General features: G+C 58.3%; 13 protein-coding genes. 4 read left to right on the top strand and 9 right to left on the bottom strand.

Annotated elements, in window-relative coordinates; genetic code table 11:
- Positions 1-85: 85 nt before the first annotated feature.
- The 4 genes from CPA57_RS05535 to CPA57_RS05520 are packed head-to-tail and all read right to left on the bottom strand — an operon-like array spanning position 86 to position 6939.
- Positions 86-2194, bottom strand: a complete 2109-nt coding sequence (locus CPA57_RS05535) for a glutamine amidotransferase (protein ID WP_182081890.1) — start codon at positions 2192-2194, stop codon at positions 86-88.
- Positions 2191-4947 (bottom strand): DUF4159 domain-containing protein, encoded by a 2757-nt coding sequence (locus CPA57_RS05530; protein ID WP_182081889.1) that lies wholly within the window; start codon positions 4945-4947, stop codon positions 2191-2193. The genes CPA57_RS05535 and CPA57_RS05530 overlap by 4 nt, the downstream gene beginning before the upstream one ends.
- Positions 4944-5864: a DUF58 domain-containing protein gene (locus CPA57_RS05525; RefSeq protein WP_182081888.1), complete on the bottom strand. Its 921-nt coding sequence runs from the start codon at positions 5862-5864 to the stop codon at positions 4944-4946. Before CPA57_RS05525 ends, CPA57_RS05530 begins: the two co-directional genes overlap by 4 nt.
- Positions 5865-5898: 34 nt before the next feature.
- A complete protein-coding gene (locus CPA57_RS05520; RefSeq protein ID WP_182081887.1) occupies positions 5899-6939 on the bottom strand; it encodes an AAA family ATPase in 1041 nt (346 codons plus the stop codon).
- 259 nt (positions 6940-7198) lie between these two features.
- Between CPA57_RS05520 and CPA57_RS05515 the strand changes: the two genes are divergently transcribed.
- The 3 genes from CPA57_RS05515 to CPA57_RS05505 all read left to right on the top strand — a co-directional run bounded on the left by CPA57_RS05515 (position 7199) and on the right by CPA57_RS05505 (position 10785).
- A complete protein-coding gene (locus tag CPA57_RS05515) occupies positions 7199-7747 on the top strand; it encodes a DUF1285 domain-containing protein (RefSeq protein ID WP_229709318.1) in 549 nt (182 codons plus the stop codon).
- Complete coding sequence (locus tag CPA57_RS05510) at positions 7747-8985, top strand: CCA tRNA nucleotidyltransferase (RefSeq protein ID WP_182081885.1); 1239 nt, start codon at positions 7747-7749, stop codon at positions 8983-8985. The genes CPA57_RS05515 and CPA57_RS05510 overlap by 1 nt, the downstream gene beginning before the upstream one ends.
- An 87-nt stretch (positions 8986-9072) precedes the next feature.
- Positions 9073-10785, top strand: a complete 1713-nt coding sequence (locus CPA57_RS05505) for an ABC transporter ATP-binding protein (protein WP_182082085.1) — start codon at positions 9073-9075, stop codon at positions 10783-10785.
- On the opposite strand, the gene CPA57_RS05500 is transcribed toward CPA57_RS05505, so the two are convergent.
- The 3 genes from CPA57_RS05500 to CPA57_RS05490 all read right to left on the bottom strand — a co-directional run bounded on the left by CPA57_RS05500 (position 10764) and on the right by CPA57_RS05490 (position 14230).
- Entirely contained in the window at positions 10764-11261 is a 498-nt protein-coding gene (locus tag CPA57_RS05500; RefSeq protein WP_182081884.1) for an RNA pyrophosphohydrolase, read from the bottom strand. The two genes, CPA57_RS05505 and CPA57_RS05500, sit on opposite strands and share 22 nt — an antisense overlap.
- A gap of 4 nt (positions 11262-11265) precedes the next feature.
- The gene (locus CPA57_RS05495; RefSeq protein ID WP_182081883.1) at positions 11266-12774 is read right to left on the bottom strand and encodes a S41 family peptidase; all 1509 of its coding nucleotides are present in this window, start codon (positions 12772-12774) and stop codon (positions 11266-11268) included.
- Between the two features lie 139 nt (positions 12775-12913).
- Positions 12914-14230: a murein hydrolase activator EnvC family protein gene (locus tag CPA57_RS05490; protein ID WP_182081882.1), complete on the bottom strand. Its 1317-nt coding sequence runs from the start codon at positions 14228-14230 to the stop codon at positions 12914-12916.
- A 211-nt stretch (positions 14231-14441) separates the two neighbouring features.
- Here CPA57_RS05490 and msrB point away from each other — a divergent pair, with 211 nt between their 5' ends.
- The gene (msrB, locus tag CPA57_RS05485) at positions 14442-14849 is read left to right on the top strand and encodes a peptide-methionine (R)-S-oxide reductase MsrB (RefSeq protein WP_182081881.1); all 408 of its coding nucleotides are present in this window, start codon (positions 14442-14444) and stop codon (positions 14847-14849) included.
- Between the two features lie 67 nt (positions 14850-14916).
- Here msrB and CPA57_RS05480 read toward each other — a convergent pair whose 3' ends face one another.
- Both CPA57_RS05480 and greA read right to left on the bottom strand, forming a co-directional pair.
- The gene (locus tag CPA57_RS05480) at positions 14917-16137 is read right to left on the bottom strand and encodes a threonine ammonia-lyase (RefSeq protein WP_077396265.1); all 1221 of its coding nucleotides are present in this window, start codon (positions 16135-16137) and stop codon (positions 14917-14919) included.
- The gene (gene greA / locus CPA57_RS05475) at positions 16137-16610 is read right to left on the bottom strand and encodes a transcription elongation factor GreA (protein WP_182081880.1); all 474 of its coding nucleotides are present in this window, start codon (positions 16608-16610) and stop codon (positions 16137-16139) included. The genes CPA57_RS05480 and greA overlap by 1 nt, the downstream gene beginning before the upstream one ends.
- Positions 16611-16740 lie beyond the last annotated feature (130 nt).

Below are 16740 nucleotides of genomic sequence, written 5' to 3'. Positions count from 1 at the left end.
CGGGCCGCAGGGATCACGTCAGGCCGTGGCAAGGGCCTGTCAGTTTTACAGAACCACGGGGCCACAACGCAGGATTATTGTTGTTCTACCGTCCTTCACGCCACCAGCCAAGGCCCATCATTGCAAGAATGAGGATGAGAAGCAGCCATCCCGGTAGAAAAGCTGTACTAGTATTGCCGGTGGAGAGGGCTGTTTGGTGTAGAGGCAAACCGGCCCAGCCTTTACCATGCAGTGTATGGCCCTCGGCAATCTGTCTTATCTCTGGCACATTGCCAGTCCCCAGCCAGAACACAGCCCCACCAGAGTGGGCGACAAGAGAGGCCAGCCCGGTAGCGGTACTGCGGAGGTCTTGATCCTCCAGTGGGTTGGTATCGGGTAAGGCCACGGTCGTGCTGAGTTCATCCTGATGGATGGTCCATATCCGCCCGGTTTGTTCGGGCAGGGAGGGCAGCATCAGGCTCCCCGACCAGAGGTTTTCATGCTCCGGCATATGATGGGTGAGAGGAAGAGCTGTATGGTGTCCATCGGGCCCGATGACATCCGCTTGCACATCATGCAGCGGTGTGAGGGTGGTTCTGGTTACGGTCAAGCGGCCGTGGTCGATGTGGGCTTCTAGCTGATTTTCCTCCAGCTCCGGCTCTTTCATCAGCCAGTGCGAGAGGCGGCGCAGTAACTCGGCTTGTGGGCCACCGCCTTTTTCCCCACGGGACCAGAGCCATATCTGGTCCGAGAGGAGCATGGCCACACGCCCTTGTCCTCGTTGATCCAGCACAAGCAGGGGCGAGCCGGAAGGTGTGGCTAGTAGAGTACGGCCCTGTGTCTGGTCCGTGCGGAGAGCCCTGTACCATGGCCCCCATTTATTACCCCATGGGCCATGTTCTGGCAGAGCCCGCGTAACAGGGTGGGAAAGGCCCAGTGCCGTACGCTCTGGAGAGAAAGGTTGTGTGATGACACCATTTTCTGCCGGAATATGAGCCGGTAGAACAGAACCGACAGGGGTATCTTGCAGGGTACCGATCTGTGTCATTTCCGGCCCGCCGACGACCAGCAGCCCCCCACCTTTGCGGACATAACGGGCAATATTTTCCAGATAACTTTCCGGTAGGATGTTCTGGTTGCGGAAGCCATCCAAAATGATGAGATCGAAGCTGTTGATCTTCTGGGCGAATAGCTCGTGCGTGGGAAAGGGGATCAGGGCGAGGTCGGAAAGAGGTGTGTCATCCTCCGTATCTGGGGAACGCAGAATGGTAAAATGCACGAGATCGACAGAGGGATCGGCTTTCAGCAATGTACGCCAGACACGGGCCCCCTGATTGGGTACGCCGGAAACTAGAAGCACCCGTAGTCTGTCCCGCACACCTTGGAGGCGGATGATGGTACTATTGTTCCGTAGGGAGGCTTCACCCTGTAGGGGAGAGGCAATGAGTTCTTTTAGAGTCAGGCCAGCATGGGTAACGGGTACGTCCAAATCCACAGGCTGGCCGCTTTGCGTATGGGCGAGTATTTTGGTTTGGCCGTCGGGACCATGTTCTAGAATATCGACAGGCTGCCCCTCTGTTGTGCCGAGATCATCCACCTGAATACGGATATGTGCCGTCTGGCCGATAATGACATAAGGCGGAGCACTGAGAACCCTGAGGCGCCGGTCTGTTTCTTCCCCCTTGGCAGCAAGTAGAAGGTGTAGGGGGATGACACGCCCTGTCATATCCTTGAGGGAAGGAGGGAGTTGGCTGGGAATGTCATGGTCCATCCCATCAGTTAGCAGGAAGATTCCTGCCGGATTGTTCAGGGAGAGGGACGCTCGGTCCATGGCCTCAAAAAGGCGTGTTCCCTGTCCGTTCCCACCAGGAACCTCCAGCTCATGGATGGTTAGATTATGTAGTGTTCGCCCCTGATGCAGCAGCTGTGTTCGGGCTTGCTGGACAAGCTTCTGCCGGTCGCCAATCCCCATGGAGGGGGATATGTCCACCACAAGGAGCGCATCCTGTGGTTGGACCTGCATGTGCGGATGTGTCTGTCGTGGGTTGGCCAGCCAGAGTAGCCCTAGCAGTAGGGCTCCCATCCGCCAGAGGACGCCTTGGCTCCTCCGTAATGCACCATAAAGGCCGATCAGCAGGCAGAGGGTAGCTAGTGTCGTGAGTAGCCAGAGCGGCAGACAAGGTGCCCAAATGATGGAAGAAGGTGCGCCTGTCATGGAGCCTCACTTTCATCGGGGCCATCTGACCCATCATCCGCCCCGTTTTTGAGGCGTTTTAGCATTTCTGGATAATGGCGTTGGTCGTTTTTATAATTGCCTGTCAGAGCATAGATGATGGTGTTGAAACCAAAACGATAGGCCAGGGTACGCTGGCTCTCTCCATCGGGAATGACGGCGAAGGGATGTTCCCTATTCTTATCCACGGCCCAAGCATGGGCCCAGTCGGCATTGCCGATGATAACAGGGCTGACATCCTCGCTGTCATCATTCGTTTGTCGGCTGACATAGACGGGCTGGCCTGCAATGCGACCGGGGAAATCGTGCAGCAGATAAAAGGTATGGGAAAGGGTGTGTTGCTCATTTAGGGGGGCGAGCGGAGGGATAGGCAGCCCTTCTGTCGCATTTTTGAGGGCCGCACGCGTGGCGGAACCATCTGTGCCATCCATGGCACCCCCTGCGCCCATTTCATCAATCAGGATCATGCCGTTATGTTGGAGATAATTCTTCAGTGCGGTTTTGCCCGCCTCATCCAGATGGGTGCCGGGTATGATGGGCCAGTAAAGCAGTGGATAGAAGGCAAGATCATCCTGCCCCGGCACGACCCCAACGGGTCGGTCCAAATGCGTTGTGCTGCGTTGGTTTAGAAAAGCCGTCAGCCCTTCAAGCCCTTGCTGAACGGCGTCATCTGTCGTGGCATCACCCGTCTGGATGTGGGCGAGACGGGTCGCCAAGGCGGCAGGGGGGACGGTTTGATCGGTGTCTGCTGCATGGAGGGAGAAGGTCTGAAGCCCCCCGATCAGCAGCCCACCCCCTAAGCTGAGAATAGCCCGCCGGGATAGGCGGAAAAGCCCGGACCGGCCCAGAGAAAGGCAGAGGTCTAGCAGCAGAAGCCCGAGTGCGAGCAGCATAAGGGCTGGCCAGAGGGGACGCTCTATTACGGCTTGCCCAGCGGGTCGGAGCGAACCGAGAGCTGTTTCATCAGCCAGAGGTCGTTGATGATCGGCGAGATTGAGCGGGTGATGCTGTGCTGCCCCGCCATAGAAGCCGACTTGGTGAAGGGCATCAACTGTCTGGTCTGTTGCCTTGAGAAGAGGGCGGACAGACGGGGCTGGCAGACCGAGTGTTTTGTCAGGGTTCAGGACCCGCCACGGCGCAAGGCTGTCCGACTGAGTGTGAGAGGCATCGCCTGTCTGCTGCATGGTGGGTGTACGGGTAATGAGGCGTTCCATCATCTGGGGGAACAGGCCCGAGAGGGGCAGGCTGGACCAATCCGCCGTTGGGGTGATGTGGAAGAGGATTGTTAAACCATGGCCTTCCCGCCGGGCTGTTACAAGCGGGGTGCCGTCCGTCAATGTGGCCCAGACATGGCGGGACAGGTCATCTGTAGGTTGGGCCAGTAGTTGGCGGAAAATGGTAGCGTCATCAGGAATGGCCAGACCAGCAAAAGGGGTATTTACCGGGAAAGGAGCTAGCTTCTGCGGGGTCCCCCACGACATCGGCCCGCCAAGCTGCCGCATGCCGGAGAGGAGTGGTACGGGCAGGAGGGCAGCTTCATCGTCCTTCATGGTTTGCTGGCTCTGGCGTGCAAGATCAGGCCCTGCAAAGCGGATGAGGATACCCCCTTTGCGAACCCAGGCTAGTACATCATCCAAGGCTGTGCCGGAGAGGGTGCCATCCGTAGCGATAATGATGTCCGGGTGACGAGGGAGGAGGCTGTCTGCTGTTCCTTCCTGATAAGGGATGATGGCTTGCATGGCCCGGGCCAGATAGAAGTTGCTACCTGTCAGTGGGGTATCATCCCCATTAGTGCGTAGAAGGCCAATCCGACGCTGCCCTGCCCTGCCGGGCAGTAGCACGATCCCCGCCGGACCGGGAACGGAGGGCAGGTTTAGGGCATCAAGGTTTGTCGCTTCCGGTAGCAGGGGGTCCAGCTCATGCGGGGTACCTGTGGGGAGGAGGGCGTTGGCCTGAATGGTGAAATGGTTGCCGGCCCCTAGCTTCATGCCCAGCAGGCGGAATGTCTGCTTGGGGCAGTCGGGGAGTGTCTCGGCTTGAACCATTAAATGGGGGCCATGCTGTATGGAGAGGCGGAAAAGGTCACAGCGAGGCCAGCGTATATCTTCTTTGTGCTGGGCTGGTTGGAGGGCTGATTGTAGGGCCTCATCACCGGGCTGTGCCAGCCCATCAGACAGGGTGATGACAGTGGCATCACGCAATTCTGGGGCTAGGGCCTGAATCTCCCGGGCAAGGGCTTCCCGGTCGCTGGGCCACGGCTGTGCTGACAGGCCGGATAGCACCTGTTGAAGAGCTATACGGTCAGTAGGCTGGAGGAGACGCGGCATATGGCCATCGGCCTCTGGTGCGCTGAGCAGGAGGGCGACATGCCCACCAGAACGGAGGGTGGCCTCGCCGAGGGCAAGGGCATGTTTCTTCCGGTCTTCCCAATGGGGAGTGGCCGCCCAATCATTATCCAGAATGAGCAGCAGGTTTTGCGGTGTCTGGTGGTTCTGCTGGGGAATGTAGAGCGGTTGGGAGAATGCCAGAATCAGCAGGGCCAGAGCTGCCATACGTAGGATCAGAAGCCAGAGCGGTGTGCGTGCTGCATCCTGCCGGGTAGGGGAGAGCGTACGCAGCAGAATGAGGGAGGGGAAACGTTGCCGCCGGGGCTGGGGCGGAATAGCTCGGACCAGCCACCATAAGGCGGGGAGAACGAGTAGAAACAGCAGCAGGTAAGGGGAAAGGAAGGTCATGCCCGCTCCCGCAAAAAGTTATGGCAGCCTGCCAGAACCGGCAGGGCGGGTTGATTGGTGATGTGGAAGCGGAAAAATGGCCGCTTCCCCCGTCCGACTTTTTCGAGTTGTCTGAAATGTTCGGTGAGCCGTAGCTGATAGGCGTTATGCAGGCTCTCTATGGCAGGGAGTGTCAGGTCCGGTTCAGCCTCGCAGCTGCTGAACTGGACGGACCCGCTGAAAGGCAGATGATGTTCCTGTGGGTCCAGTACGGCTAGCAGGGCGATAGGGCCGGGATGGGTGGCCAGATGGGCAAGGCAGCGCTGTATGCTCTCTTCTGGCCAGAGGAAATCACTGACAAGCAGTAGGGCAGCACGAGGGGGAATACTGGCAAAACCGGGCAATACGGCATCTGTGCCTGTGCCATCCTGCGTAGGAAGCTGCGTAAGAGCATGGGCCAGCCGGGGGAGTGCCTGATGACCTGAAAAACGGGTGCGGGAGCCGGGAATACCAACATCTTCTCCCCCCAGCATAGCTGCTTGCCCAAGGGCGAGAGCATCTTCCAGAGCGGCACCATATTTGCTTGGTAGGGCGGTGGTGGAACGCCAGCGCATGGAGGCTGAAGGGTCTACCCAGATGAAGAGGGGGCGGGGGGTGTGTTGCTCCCGTTCACGTACCCAGAGCAGATCAGGCTCTGGCGAGCGGGCAGATTGTTTCCAGTCGATCAGGGAGGCAGGCTCTGTCGGCTGATGGGGGCGGAACTGCCAGAATTCATGCCCATCTCCAGCCCGGCGATTACCGTGTGGCCCGCTGCGTAGCTGCCGTGCTAGCCCACGGGCTGCGAGTACCAGCTCTGGCAGGGGGATGGGCTGCGGGCCTGTATCGGGTTCTTTGCTGCGGGGGTTGAAGAACCGCTGGAAGAAGGAGGAGCTGGCCATGTCCGTACTCTGGGCGATGTCGTAACGGGCCGGCCTAGCCGATGCGCTTTAGCTGTGCAGCGATGAGCTGCCGGGCATCCACACCCTGCGTCTGGGCGGCGAAGTTGATACCTAGACGGTGAGCCAAAACAGGTTCTGCGAGCATGCGGATATCTTCCAGCGAGGGGGAAAGGCGCCCATGCAGCATGGCCCGTGCTCGGCTGGCGATCATGAGGGACTGGGCGGCACGGGGGCCGGGGCCATAATCCAGCGCATTGCGGACGTCATCACTAGCAGTCTCATCTTGCGGGCGCAGACCCCGCACAAGGGTGAGGATGGCCTCCACGATTGTTTCCCCAACAGGCAATGTACGCACGAGCTTCTGTGTAGCGAGCAGGTCGGCTGTGGAGAATAGACACTCGGCTTTCCGTTTTGTGGCACCTGTGGTTTGGAGCAGCATCCGCCGTTCGGCGTCCCGAGCGGGGAAGTCCAGCGGAATACGCATCATGAAACGGTCTAGCTGGGCTTCTGGTAGGGGGTAAGTCCCCTCTTGCTCGATGGGATTCTGGGTGGCCAGAACATGGAAGGGCTTTGGCAGAGCCCATGTCTTGCCTCCCTGCGTGACATGCCCTTCCGCCATGGCTTGTAGCAGGGCCGACTGAGTGCGGGGGCTAGCTCGGTTAATTTCATCAGCTAGAACCAGTTGCCCGAAAAGGGGCCCCGGTAGAAACCGGAAATGCCGTTTGCCCTGTTCATCCTGCTCCAGAATCTCCGCCCCGGTAATGTCCGAGGGCATGAGGTCGGGCGTAAACTGGATGCGGCTATCCTCCAGCCCTAGAACGTGAGCGCAGCTATTCACCAGCAGTGTCTTGCCCAGCCCGGGCGCACCAAGCAGCAGCGCATGGCCACCGCCAAGCAGGGTTGTCAGCACATTCTGGATGACTGTTTCCTGCCCGAGGACGATTCGGCCGATTTCCTGCGTGAGTTTTTTCAGCCGGGGGGCCAGCCCGTCAAAGGCACGCACGGTATCGTCAGGGTGAGGCGTTTTTCCCTGTGGGGCGGAGGGTGAGCTGGTAATGGGAGGATGCTGGGTCATTACAGATTCGGAAACCAGAGGGTAGGGGGGTTTTAACAGGCCGGGATCATTCCCAACTCTGGAGCAGACGGTAAGCTACCATGTAAGGGGGCTCTTTAAAAAGGGAGTGCCGCAGGAAAGTGGTGGACCATCATAGGGGTTCATCGTGATGGAAGGATGGCATGGTGACGGGTTGTGATGAGGGAGTAAGGAGGCAATCATGAGCATCAAGCCTTATGAAAGGCCTATACCCGTTCTTGAGGGGCCGGATGAAGCCGTGATGTCCGAGGATGATATGGTCCTTCATCTGCCTTTTCACATTCGGCGGGATGGGGCATGGCTGTATCGGGGGACGCCCATTCGTCGTAAGGCCATGCTGTGCCTGTTTGCGTCCTGTCTCGATCGAGACCATAAAGGTCGTTATTGGCTGCGGACACCGACAGAGGCGGGGGTCATTCAGGTGGATGATGTCCCTTTTCTAGCTGTGGAGCTGGATTTCCGGGGATGTTCGGAGAAGACGCAGACGCTCTGTCTGCGGACTAATCTGGATGAGATTGTTTGTGTAGATGCAGAACATCCTCTCCTCTGTGACTGGGACCGCCCGGCTGATGGAGCGACCGTACCCTACATCCACATGCGAACCGGAGCCGGAGGCCAGCCCATTCTAGCCCGCATAAGCCGTGCTGTGCTGTTCGAGCTTGCCGCTCTAGCTGTGCCGGGTTGTGTGGAAGGAGAGCCCTGTCTGGGCGTCTGGAGCCGAGGGATATTCTTTCCTCTCTCCCGTTTGCCAGATGAGACTGTGGATGATGTTGAGGAGTCCTGTTTGTGATGGCCTTGAGCCCAACGTCTGAAGTTCTTCGGGCCGCTCTCTCTACCGTGCCCGGTTATGCTGGATTGAGCCGCATTTGGGAGGCTCTGCCACAAGCCCGGTTGGTGGGGGGCTGCGTGCGAGACCTCCTTTGCGGGCGTGAGGTGCATGACCTTGATCTGGCTAGCCCGTTCCCGCCAGAGGAGGCGCAGAGGCGGCTTGAACAGGTTGGGGCCAAGGTGATTCCAACTGGTCTTGAGCATGGCACCGTCACAGCGGTGATCGACCATCATCCGTATGAAATTACCACCCTGCGGCGTGACGTCAGCACCGATGGCCGTCATGCTGTCGTGGCGTGGACAGATGATTGGCAGGAAGACGCCCAACGGCGAGATTTTACGATCAACGCCATGTCGTTGGATCAAGAAGGGCAGCTTTACGATTATTTCGGAGGGGTGGATGATCTCCGGGCGGGGCGGGTGCGCTTTGTGGGTAAGGCTGCCCAGCGCATTGAGGAAGACGCCCTGCGGTGTCTGCGTTTTTTTCGGTTCTTTGCCCGGTATGGCCGAGGCCAGCCGGATGAAGAAGCCTGTCAGGCCATCGCTCATCTAAAAGATATGATGGCCCGTCTTTCGGTCGAACGTGTAGCGATGGAGTTGTTGAAGATTCTGTCAGGTCCACAGCTTCTGCGGACGTTGGGGCTGATGGAGGAGACCGGTAGCCTTGCTGTGCTTCTGCCCCATCATGCGCCTTTGTCTGATCTGGAACGTCTGCTGGCTTGTGATGATCCCCCCGAGCCATTGCATAGGCTAGCAGTGCTATATCCGCCCGGTGGTGTAGGTGGGCAGGGCGTGGCCGAGATCGGTGCTTATTTGAAACTCTCCAACGAGAGCCGGGCCATGTTAACCGCTTTTGCAAAGCCGGAGCCAAAGCTGGTGGCCACGTTGGAGGATGACGCTTTGAGGCGGGTTCTTTTCCAGCAAGATAGGTCCATTTTGTTGCTGCGGAGCTGGTTGGTGCAGGCGCAGGAGCTTGGGCGGCCTGACACCGGCTGGGATGAGTTGCGGCATCGTCTGGCGATGCTGGAGCAACCGGTATTCCCTCTGGCAGGGCGGGACCTGATTGCGCTTGGCGTGACGCCGGGGCCGGAAATGGGACAGCGGTTGAAGCAAGCGCAGCATTGGTGGTTGGAGCGGGGCTGTCGCCCGGATGCTGTAGCCTGTCGGGAGTGGCTGGGTAGGCAGCTTTCACCTCGGTAAGGAGCCTGATAGAAGGCTTACATGGCACAGCAGACAGATAGGCAGCTTCCCGCTGATGGGGCTGCGCATGATACCACCTTCTCTTTGATGCGGCGGCTCTGGCGGGAAGACATCGCCCATAATCGGCTCCGTCTGCTGGTCATAATCATGTTGACGGTTGTCATGGCCCTGCTGACAGCGGCTTATCCGCTTGTCATCAAACGGGCGATCGACATGTTCACAGCGCATGATCCCCGCATCTTGTACCAGATTCCCATGCTGGTAGTGGCGGTGACGGGGGCTAAGGCTTTGGCGCAGTACGGGCAGAATGTCAGTGTGCAGGCATTGGTTCTTCAGGTCGTGCGGCGTCTTCAAGAGCGTATGTTCACCCATGCGCTGCAAGCTGATGTCGCCCGGATCGAGAAGGAAGCCCCCGCCCGCTGGGCTGCTCGCTTTACGACCGATGCCCTCGCCATGCGAGAGGCATTGACCCGCTCGGTCAATGCGTTGGGTGATGTCATTACCATCATTGGGCTTGTGGCGTCTATGATCTGGACAGACTGGGAACTGAGCCTGATTGCGGTCGTGCTCTACCCGCTGGCCATCATCCCCGTGCAAAAGCTGGGGCGGCGGGTACGGCGGGCCTCTGGTGGGATGCAGGAGCAGGTGGGTGAAGCCTCCGCTCTGCTGACGGAAAGTTTTTCTCTATCCCGGCAGATACGCATTTACCGCATGGAGGCGCATGAGCACCAACGCATTGGTTCTGCATTGGATCGTCTGCATGATATGTTCTTCCGCATTGCAAGCAATCGTGCCCGTCTGGACCCAATGCTGGAAGTTATCGGCGGGGTGGCGATTGCTTTCGTGCTGGGCTTTGCTGGCTGGCGGGCAGCGATGGGCGGGGCTACGTTGGGTGACTTCACGGCGTTTATTGCGGCCCTATTTGCGGCGTCTCGGCCATTGCGGGCCTTGGGGTCGCTGAATACCTCCATGCAGGAAGGGCTAGCCGGTTTGGGACGCATTTTTGCCGTCATGGATGAACCAGCAACCGTAAAGGACTATCCAGATGCCCGCCCTCTGCCAGAAGGGACGGGGCATCTCGTTTTTAAAAATGTGTCTTACCGTTATGAAGATGGCCATTACGGGGTGCGGCATCTCACGCTGGAGGTGAAGCCGGGGCAGAGTGTGGCTCTGGTCGGGCCGAGCGGAGCGGGGAAGTCCACCATGCTGGCCCTGATCCCTCGCCTGTTTGACGTGACGGAAGGGGCGATCACGCTGGAGGGAGTAGATATACGCTCCCTTACACTGGCCAGCCTGAGGGATCATTTGGCCTATGTTAGCCAGGAAACGGCCTTGTTCGACATGAGTGTGCGGGAGAATATCCAGCTTGGCCGTCCTTCCGCAACACGGGCAGAAGTGGATGCGCTCTGCCACATGGCAGCACTGGATTTTGTGCATGATCTGCCGGAGGGATTGGAGACAGTCATCGGCCCCGGTGGGCAGCGGCTTTCTGGCGGGCAGAGGCAACGCATCATGCTGGCCCGTGCCCTGCTGCGTAATCCTCGTCTGCTCCTGCTAGATGAAGCCACTAGTGCGCTGGATTCAGAGAATGAAGCCCGTGTGCAGGAAGCTCTGACCCAGCTGCGGCAAGGGCGCACGACGCTCATTGTGGCCCATCGGCTTTCCACCGTACAGAGTGCCGATCATATTGTAGTGCTGGATCAGGGCCAGATTGTCGAGATGGGTACTCATGCCCAACTCATGGCCAAAGCCGGGCTTTATGCCCGGCTGGTGAAGGCTCAGGCCTTGGAAGCTGCTTGATAGAGGGCAAGGATGTCCGGCAAGAGCCGTTCATAAACCTCTTTCTTGAAGCCTAGATTATACTTGCCGCTGAGGACATCCTCCGGCGGCACCCAACGCCATGTAGTGAACTCAATTTCCTCAAACGTATCCAGCTTGATGTCGCTGTCTTGGCCGGTAAAGCGGAAGAGGAACCATTGTTGCTTTTGCCCTCGATACTTTCCGTGCAGGGCCTTGCCGATGAGGTGGTCCGGGAGGTCGTAAAGAAACCAGCCGTCACGTTTGCCGATCATGGCGGCATTATTCGTGCCGATTTCCTCTTTCATTTCCCGCCAGACAGCCTGTTCCGGCTCTTCACCTTCATCAATGCCACCTTGAGGGAACTGCCAGATATCACCTGGCAGGTCTGCTCTGCGGGCCATGAAGATTTCGCCTTTCCCGTTGAAGAGGACAATGCCGACATTGGGGCGGTAAGCCAGTGTTTCACGCAAGGTCATGGTCTTACTTCTTTGCCTTTGTCGCAGCATCGTCTTTGTTTTCGCTAGGGGTAGCGTCATGGGGGAGCTGCGGATGGGCGAGCAGGGTGGCCTCATGGGCAGCATCAGGCCCGCCAGCCTGTGCGTTGATGAAATGTAGAGCCTGCTGAAGCTGGAAGTCGGTTTCCGGCTTCGTGGGGTCGAAAGTGGGCCATTTGGCCGGGGGAAGACGCTCTACGGTTTTGGCAAAAGCGGGCAGGTCTGTCCGAGGGGCTTCCTTGGGTAGCTTGCCATCTGTGTTGGTGATGGTGTGGGCGAGATCGGCCTCATGGTATGTAAAGAGGCTGTCATCATCCCGGCTTGCTAGTACGGGCACATCCGGCGTGATGCCCAGCCCCTGGATGGACCGGCCAGAAGGTGTGTAATAGCGGGCCGTTGTCAGCCGGATAGCCCCTTGGTCGGCGATGGGGATAATCGTCTGGACGGACCCTTTGCCGAAGGTCCGATCCCCCATGATGACGGCACGGCGATGGTCCTTCAGCGCACCGGCCACAATTTCACTGGCGGAAGCCGACCCCGCGTTGGTCAGCACGACAATGGGCAGGCCGTGGGTGATGTCCTTATCGACACCATCCCAGTGCTGGTTACCTTCCGGGTGACGGCCACGGATGGAGACGATCTCACCGTTCTTGATGAAGTCACGAGCCACGGCAATGGCCTGGTCCAGCTTTCCGCCCGGGTCGGAACGGAGGTCTAGCACAAGGCCGTTCAGGGTTTTATAGGGCGTCTTGGCAACAGATTGAACAAGCTTGCCGTAAGCCTTGCGCATTTCTTTCTCAAGGGTATCATCAAATTCGCTGAGGCGGATATAGCCTGTTTGCCCATAGAGGGCCGAACGGACGATCTGCACATGGATGATCTCCCGTATGAGGGTGTAATTCTGCTGTTTGCCGGTCTTGGGGCGCAGGATGGTCAGGATGATCTGCGTTCCCGGCTTGCCGCGCATTTTGCGGACGGCCTGATCCAACGTGAGGTCGGCAATGCTTTTATTGTCCACCATGGTGATGACATCACCGGACTGGATGCCCGCACGGGCTGCTGGTGTGCCATCAATAGGGGAGATGACCCGGACATGGCCAGCCTCACCTTGGACCTGCAACCCCAGCCCGCCAAACTGGCCGGACATTTCATCCTGCATGTCCTTGAGCTGCTGAGCATCCATGAAGGAGGAATGGGGGTCCAGATTACTGATCATCCCGTCAATAGCATTGCGGATGAGCTTCTTGTTGGGCAGGGGAGAAACATATTCCGAGTGAGCAATATCCATCACCGTGCCGAGAAGTGTCAGCATACGGACAGTCTCAGCATTGTTACTGTCGTTGCTGTTGGCCGGAGTGCTGTTACTGTCCTTGTTTGTGGCTTCCTGCGCCCAGGCGGTGGAAATGAAGGCCGGGCGGCTGGTCATGAAGGTACCAGAGGCAACACCCATTGCTGAACAGGCAAGACCCAGCATCAGGCCAGTGCGGAAGTTCATGGTCGGTCTATTCCTTAACATTTAGAAGGCAGGCGTTCCGCCGTGGGCGGTATTACAGGGCCCGGGCCCAGAAATATAATGCAACTAGCTTACAGTGTTTTCGGCATAGGTGAAACTCCCTAGGGGCTTTAGGCTGGTTTCAGAAGAAGCGGGCCGGGTCCATGAGCTTCGTACCTTGACGGAGCTGCACGAAAAGAAGCGGGTTCTGACCGGGCATTTGGCCAATCAATCCTCCTTGACGGACGGACTGGCCACTCTGAAGCTGGAGCGAACCCAACCCTGCCAGAACGAGCCGCTGCTTCTGCCCGCAATCCAGAATTACCATGAGGCCAAAGGAGCGGAATGTCCCGCTGAAAAGCAGACGGCCCGTGCAGGGGGCTGTGACAGGGGCAGCGGGTGCTGTCTGGTAAGTTAGCCCCGTGGCAGGCCCAGCCTCCGTAGGTTGTGCCCAATGCGTCACGATGCGCCCCTGCACGGGGGCCCGGGCCGAGCCTTTTGTGATCCCTCTACCCGGATTAAAGCTACGATCCTGCTCGTCAATCTCCTGCTCTTTATGGTGCTGGTGTAGTTTGTGGAACCGGGCTTTTTGTGCCCGCAAATGGCGGCGGGTCTCAGCTTCCTGCTTGGCTAGAACCGTGATGATGGCGGTCAGAGCCTCTGTACTCTGGCGGGCTTGTGTCAGAAGGGCTTGTTGCTTCAGAAGGGTTTGCTGAGCCTGTTCTGATTGTATGGCAGCTTGCTCGGCTCGGTTTTCCGCCTCGTTTTGACGGGTCTGGAGGCGGCTCTCCTGCGCAGCGATGGTGAGGCTCTGGCCTGTCAGCCGGTTCTGTTCCTTGCGTAGGTGGTCTTGTTGGCGGAGGGTTTGCTGCATAGCCTGCTGATTCTGTTGATGGCGAAGAGCCAGCAGGGAGAAGGGAAGAGCCGCGCTGATGGTCGGATTGTCCGGCGGCATGAGCAATGCCAGTTCGGGTGATGAATCAAGCTGTAAGAGGGCAGGAAGGCGTGACGCTTCATCCAGCAGGACGGTATTTTCCTTTTTGGTGAGCTGGCTGCTACCAGCGTTGAGCTGTTCCAGCTGATTAGAAATTTTGGCCAGATGAGCCTCAACAAGCTCATGTTGTTGGGCCAGCTGGGCTTGTTTCTGGCGGAGGAGGGCCAGTTGGCGAGCGCTAAGATGTGCCTGTGCTTCCGCTTTGCGGGTTTCTTCTTCTTTTTGCTGGAGTAGCTGGGCTTTCTGAGCCAGCAACTTTTGGAGATTTAGCCGAGCCGCCCGTGCTTTGCGGATTCCAGCCTCTGAGGTGGGAAGGGGGGCGTTGGATTCCCAGAGTGGGGCAGGCCCTGTTGTCTGGGGAGGGGTGGTATGACCAGCAGCCTGCCCCCAAACAAGGGGTGCTACCATCAAGTAAGGGAAGAGCCAGTGGCGGAATGTACCTGTGCGGGACCGCTTCAGAACCATGGGGTTGCCTGAAAATCCCTTTCTGGATGGTGTCGTATGGGGCTTGAAAAACACATCTGACAGCATGAGATCAGTCAGGCGAGATTGAGTTCAGTGACGAGGTGTACGGGGTGATGCGGCGATCTATTCCCATAGGCCTTTTGTGGCGGAGAATAGGGGGCCTGTCTAGCCGGGGCCCGGAAAGGTTTTTTTGGGGGGGGAGGAACTGTTTATGCACGACCAACCATCTGAGAAGGTGCCGCATTGTGGCTGTGGCCCGTTGAGTGAGGAGCAGAAGCGTATCTTACATGGCCACGGTACTGAGCCTCCGGGGTCCAGTCCGTTGAATGATGAGAAGCGTCCCGGCCATTATGATTGTGCTGGATGTGGGAAGAGGCTGTTTAGCTCTGCAGCTAAATATGAGAGCGGGTCCGGCTGGCCGTCCTTCTTCCGGGCTGTGCCGGGAGCCGTTGGTGAGCGTGAAGACCGCAGCCTTGGCATGGTGCGGGTGGAGATCCATTGCGCGGGGTGCCATGGCCATTTGGGCCATGTTTTCCCAGACGGGCCGCCACCGACCGGGCTGCGTTATTGCACCAATGGTCTGGCCCTACACTTTGTGCCAGACGAAGAAACGGCCTGATACAGAAAAGGAGAGGCCTTGCCCGTATGGGGCAGAGCCTCTCCTTTGTTACGGTATGGCGTGAAGGTCAGTCCCGCTCGACGTGATAATGACGGGAGAGTTCACGCTCAATCTCAAGAGCATGTTCTGTGTCACGGGCCTCGATCATCACGACCAGTTCAGCTGTTTGTACAGAAGGAGCAGCGAAGAGGCGGTGATGGGACACCTCGATGATGTTGCCACCATAGCTGCCAATTTTCTCGGAAATGGCTGCCAGCAGGCCGGGGCGGTCGGGAATCTGGAAGATCAGCCGTAGGATGCGTCCGTCCCGCAGCAGGGAGCGGAGAATGACATGAGCAAGAATGCGGGCATTGATGTTGCCGCCAGAGATGGGGAAACCCACCTTCTTACCTTTGAAGAAATCATGATGAGCCAGAATAGCCGCAAGTGGTGTTGCCCCAGCGCCTTCGCCTACCTGACGGGCTTTCTCGGCCAGTGTTGTAATGGCACCTTCGACCTGAAGTTCGTTGACGACAAACACGCCATCAAGGTTCTTCCCGATGACATCCAAACAGTGATTGCCCGGCTGTACAACGGCAATGCCTTCAGCAATTGTTGAGCCACCGGGAACGGTGCGGAGTGGTTCAGGATAGGTGCCGAGTGGGGAGTAGTTTTCTACCTGCACACCATAGAGTTTTGTTTTCGGGCTGAGTTCTTTCAGCACGGTGACAAAACCCGCCATGAGGCCACCACCGCCGATTGGCACCACAATGGCGTCCAGATCGGGCGCATCTTCGATCATCTCGAGGGCGCAAGTCCCCTGACCGGCAATAACGGCGGGGTCATTGAAAGGATGGATGAGGGTCTGGCCTTCTTCCTTGCGGATTTTTTCTGCTGTCTGTACGGCTTCGTCAAAGTTCTCACCGGCCAGAACAACCCGTGCGCCCCAGCTTTGGGTGGCGGCCACCTTGGTGGCGGGGGTAAAGCGGGGCATTACGATAGTGGCCTCTACGCCCAGCAGGCTGCCCTGTCGTGCTACACCCTGTGCATGATTACCTGCCGAAACAGTGATGACACCATGCTTACGTTCTTCAGGCGTGAGTAGGGCCATACGGTTGGCGGCCCCACGTTCCTTGAAGGAGCCAATCGCCTGAAGATTTTCAAGCTTAATAATAATCTCTGCTTCCGTCAGCCGGGAAAGGGCCACATTGCTGATCGTGGGAGTGCGGGCAATGGTGGCGGCAATGCGCTTCTGAGCGTCTTTGACGTCGTTGAAGGTCAGGCTGGTTGTGGAAGCAGAGTCCGGCATTATTTATAGATCACTTTCAGAACTTCATAGGTACGATCCCCGCCCGGTGCCGGAACGGAGACGCTGTCCCCAATCTCCTTCCCGATGAGTGCTTTGGCAAGGGGGGAGGAGATGGAAATGCGATGCTGTTTGATGTCAGCTTCGTGAGCACCGACAATCTGGTAGGTGCTTTCCTTGTCGGTTTCTTCATCCACCAGCTCGACTGTGGCCCCGAACTGGATGCGATTACCAGAGAGAGTCGTGGGGTCGATCACTTCGGCTGTGGAGATCAGGCTTTCCAGCTCCAGCACACGCCCTTCGATAAAGGACTGACGCTCCCGGGCGGCGTGGTATTCGGCGTTCTCGGAGAGGTCGCCGTGGGAGCGGGCTTCGGCAATGGCCCGGATGACGGCGGGGCGCTCCTCTGATTTGAGCTGGCGCAGCTCATCCTCAAGGCGTTTTAGTCCTTGGGCAGTCATGGGGCTTTTCTGCATGGAGGGTATCCTCACACTGGTAAAAGAGGTGAATGGCATACCGCCCCGCCCCCTTCCGCATGGAGCAGAAAAGGGCGGGGCGGCATACGCTGTGGCGGACAGGATAGACAGCGCACTATGTGTGCTGCAA

This window comes from Bombella favorum, from assembly GCF_014048475.1.
Classification (GTDB): domain Bacteria; phylum Pseudomonadota; class Alphaproteobacteria; order Acetobacterales; family Acetobacteraceae; genus Bombella; species Bombella favorum.
Note: the sequence above shows the minus strand (reverse complement) of the source record. Positions and strands in the feature narration are given on the sequence as shown.

Excerpts from the sequence above, each read along its gene's own strand:
- CPA57_RS05520 (WP_182081887.1), bottom strand. The coding sequence starts at position 6,939 with ATGACCCAGCATCCTCCCATTACCAGCTCACCCTCCGCCCCACAGGGA.
- CPA57_RS05530 (WP_182081889.1), bottom strand. The coding sequence starts at position 4,947 with ATGACCTTCCTTTCCCCTTACCTGCTGCTGTTTCTACTCGTTCTCCCC.
- CPA57_RS05525 (WP_182081888.1), bottom strand. The coding sequence starts at position 5,864 with ATGGCCAGCTCCTCCTTCTTCCAGCGGTTCTTCAACCCCCGCAGCAAA.
- CPA57_RS05515 (WP_229709318.1), top strand. The coding sequence starts at position 7,199 with ATGTCCGAGGATGATATGGTCCTTCATCTGCCTTTTCACATTCGGCGG.
- greA (WP_182081880.1), bottom strand. The coding sequence starts at position 16,610 with ATGCAGAAAAGCCCCATGACTGCCCAAGGACTAAAACGCCTTGAGGAT.
- CPA57_RS05510 (WP_182081885.1), top strand. The coding sequence starts at position 7,747 with ATGGCCTTGAGCCCAACGTCTGAAGTTCTTCGGGCCGCTCTCTCTACC.
- CPA57_RS05500 (WP_182081884.1), bottom strand. The coding sequence starts at position 11,261 with ATGACCTTGCGTGAAACACTGGCTTACCGCCCCAATGTCGGCATTGTC.
- msrB (WP_182081881.1), top strand. The coding sequence starts at position 14,442 with ATGCACGACCAACCATCTGAGAAGGTGCCGCATTGTGGCTGTGGCCCG.
- CPA57_RS05490 (WP_182081882.1), bottom strand. The coding sequence starts at position 14,230 with ATGGTTCTGAAGCGGTCCCGCACAGGTACATTCCGCCACTGGCTCTTC.
- CPA57_RS05480 (WP_077396265.1), bottom strand. The coding sequence starts at position 16,137 with ATGCCGGACTCTGCTTCCACAACCAGCCTGACCTTCAACGACGTCAAA.
- CPA57_RS05505 (WP_182082085.1), top strand. The coding sequence starts at position 9,073 with ATGCGGCGGCTCTGGCGGGAAGACATCGCCCATAATCGGCTCCGTCTG.
- CPA57_RS05495 (WP_182081883.1), bottom strand. The coding sequence starts at position 12,774 with ATGAACTTCCGCACTGGCCTGATGCTGGGTCTTGCCTGTTCAGCAATG.
- CPA57_RS05535 (WP_182081890.1), bottom strand. The coding sequence starts at position 2,194 with ATGACAGGCGCACCTTCTTCCATCATTTGGGCACCTTGTCTGCCGCTC.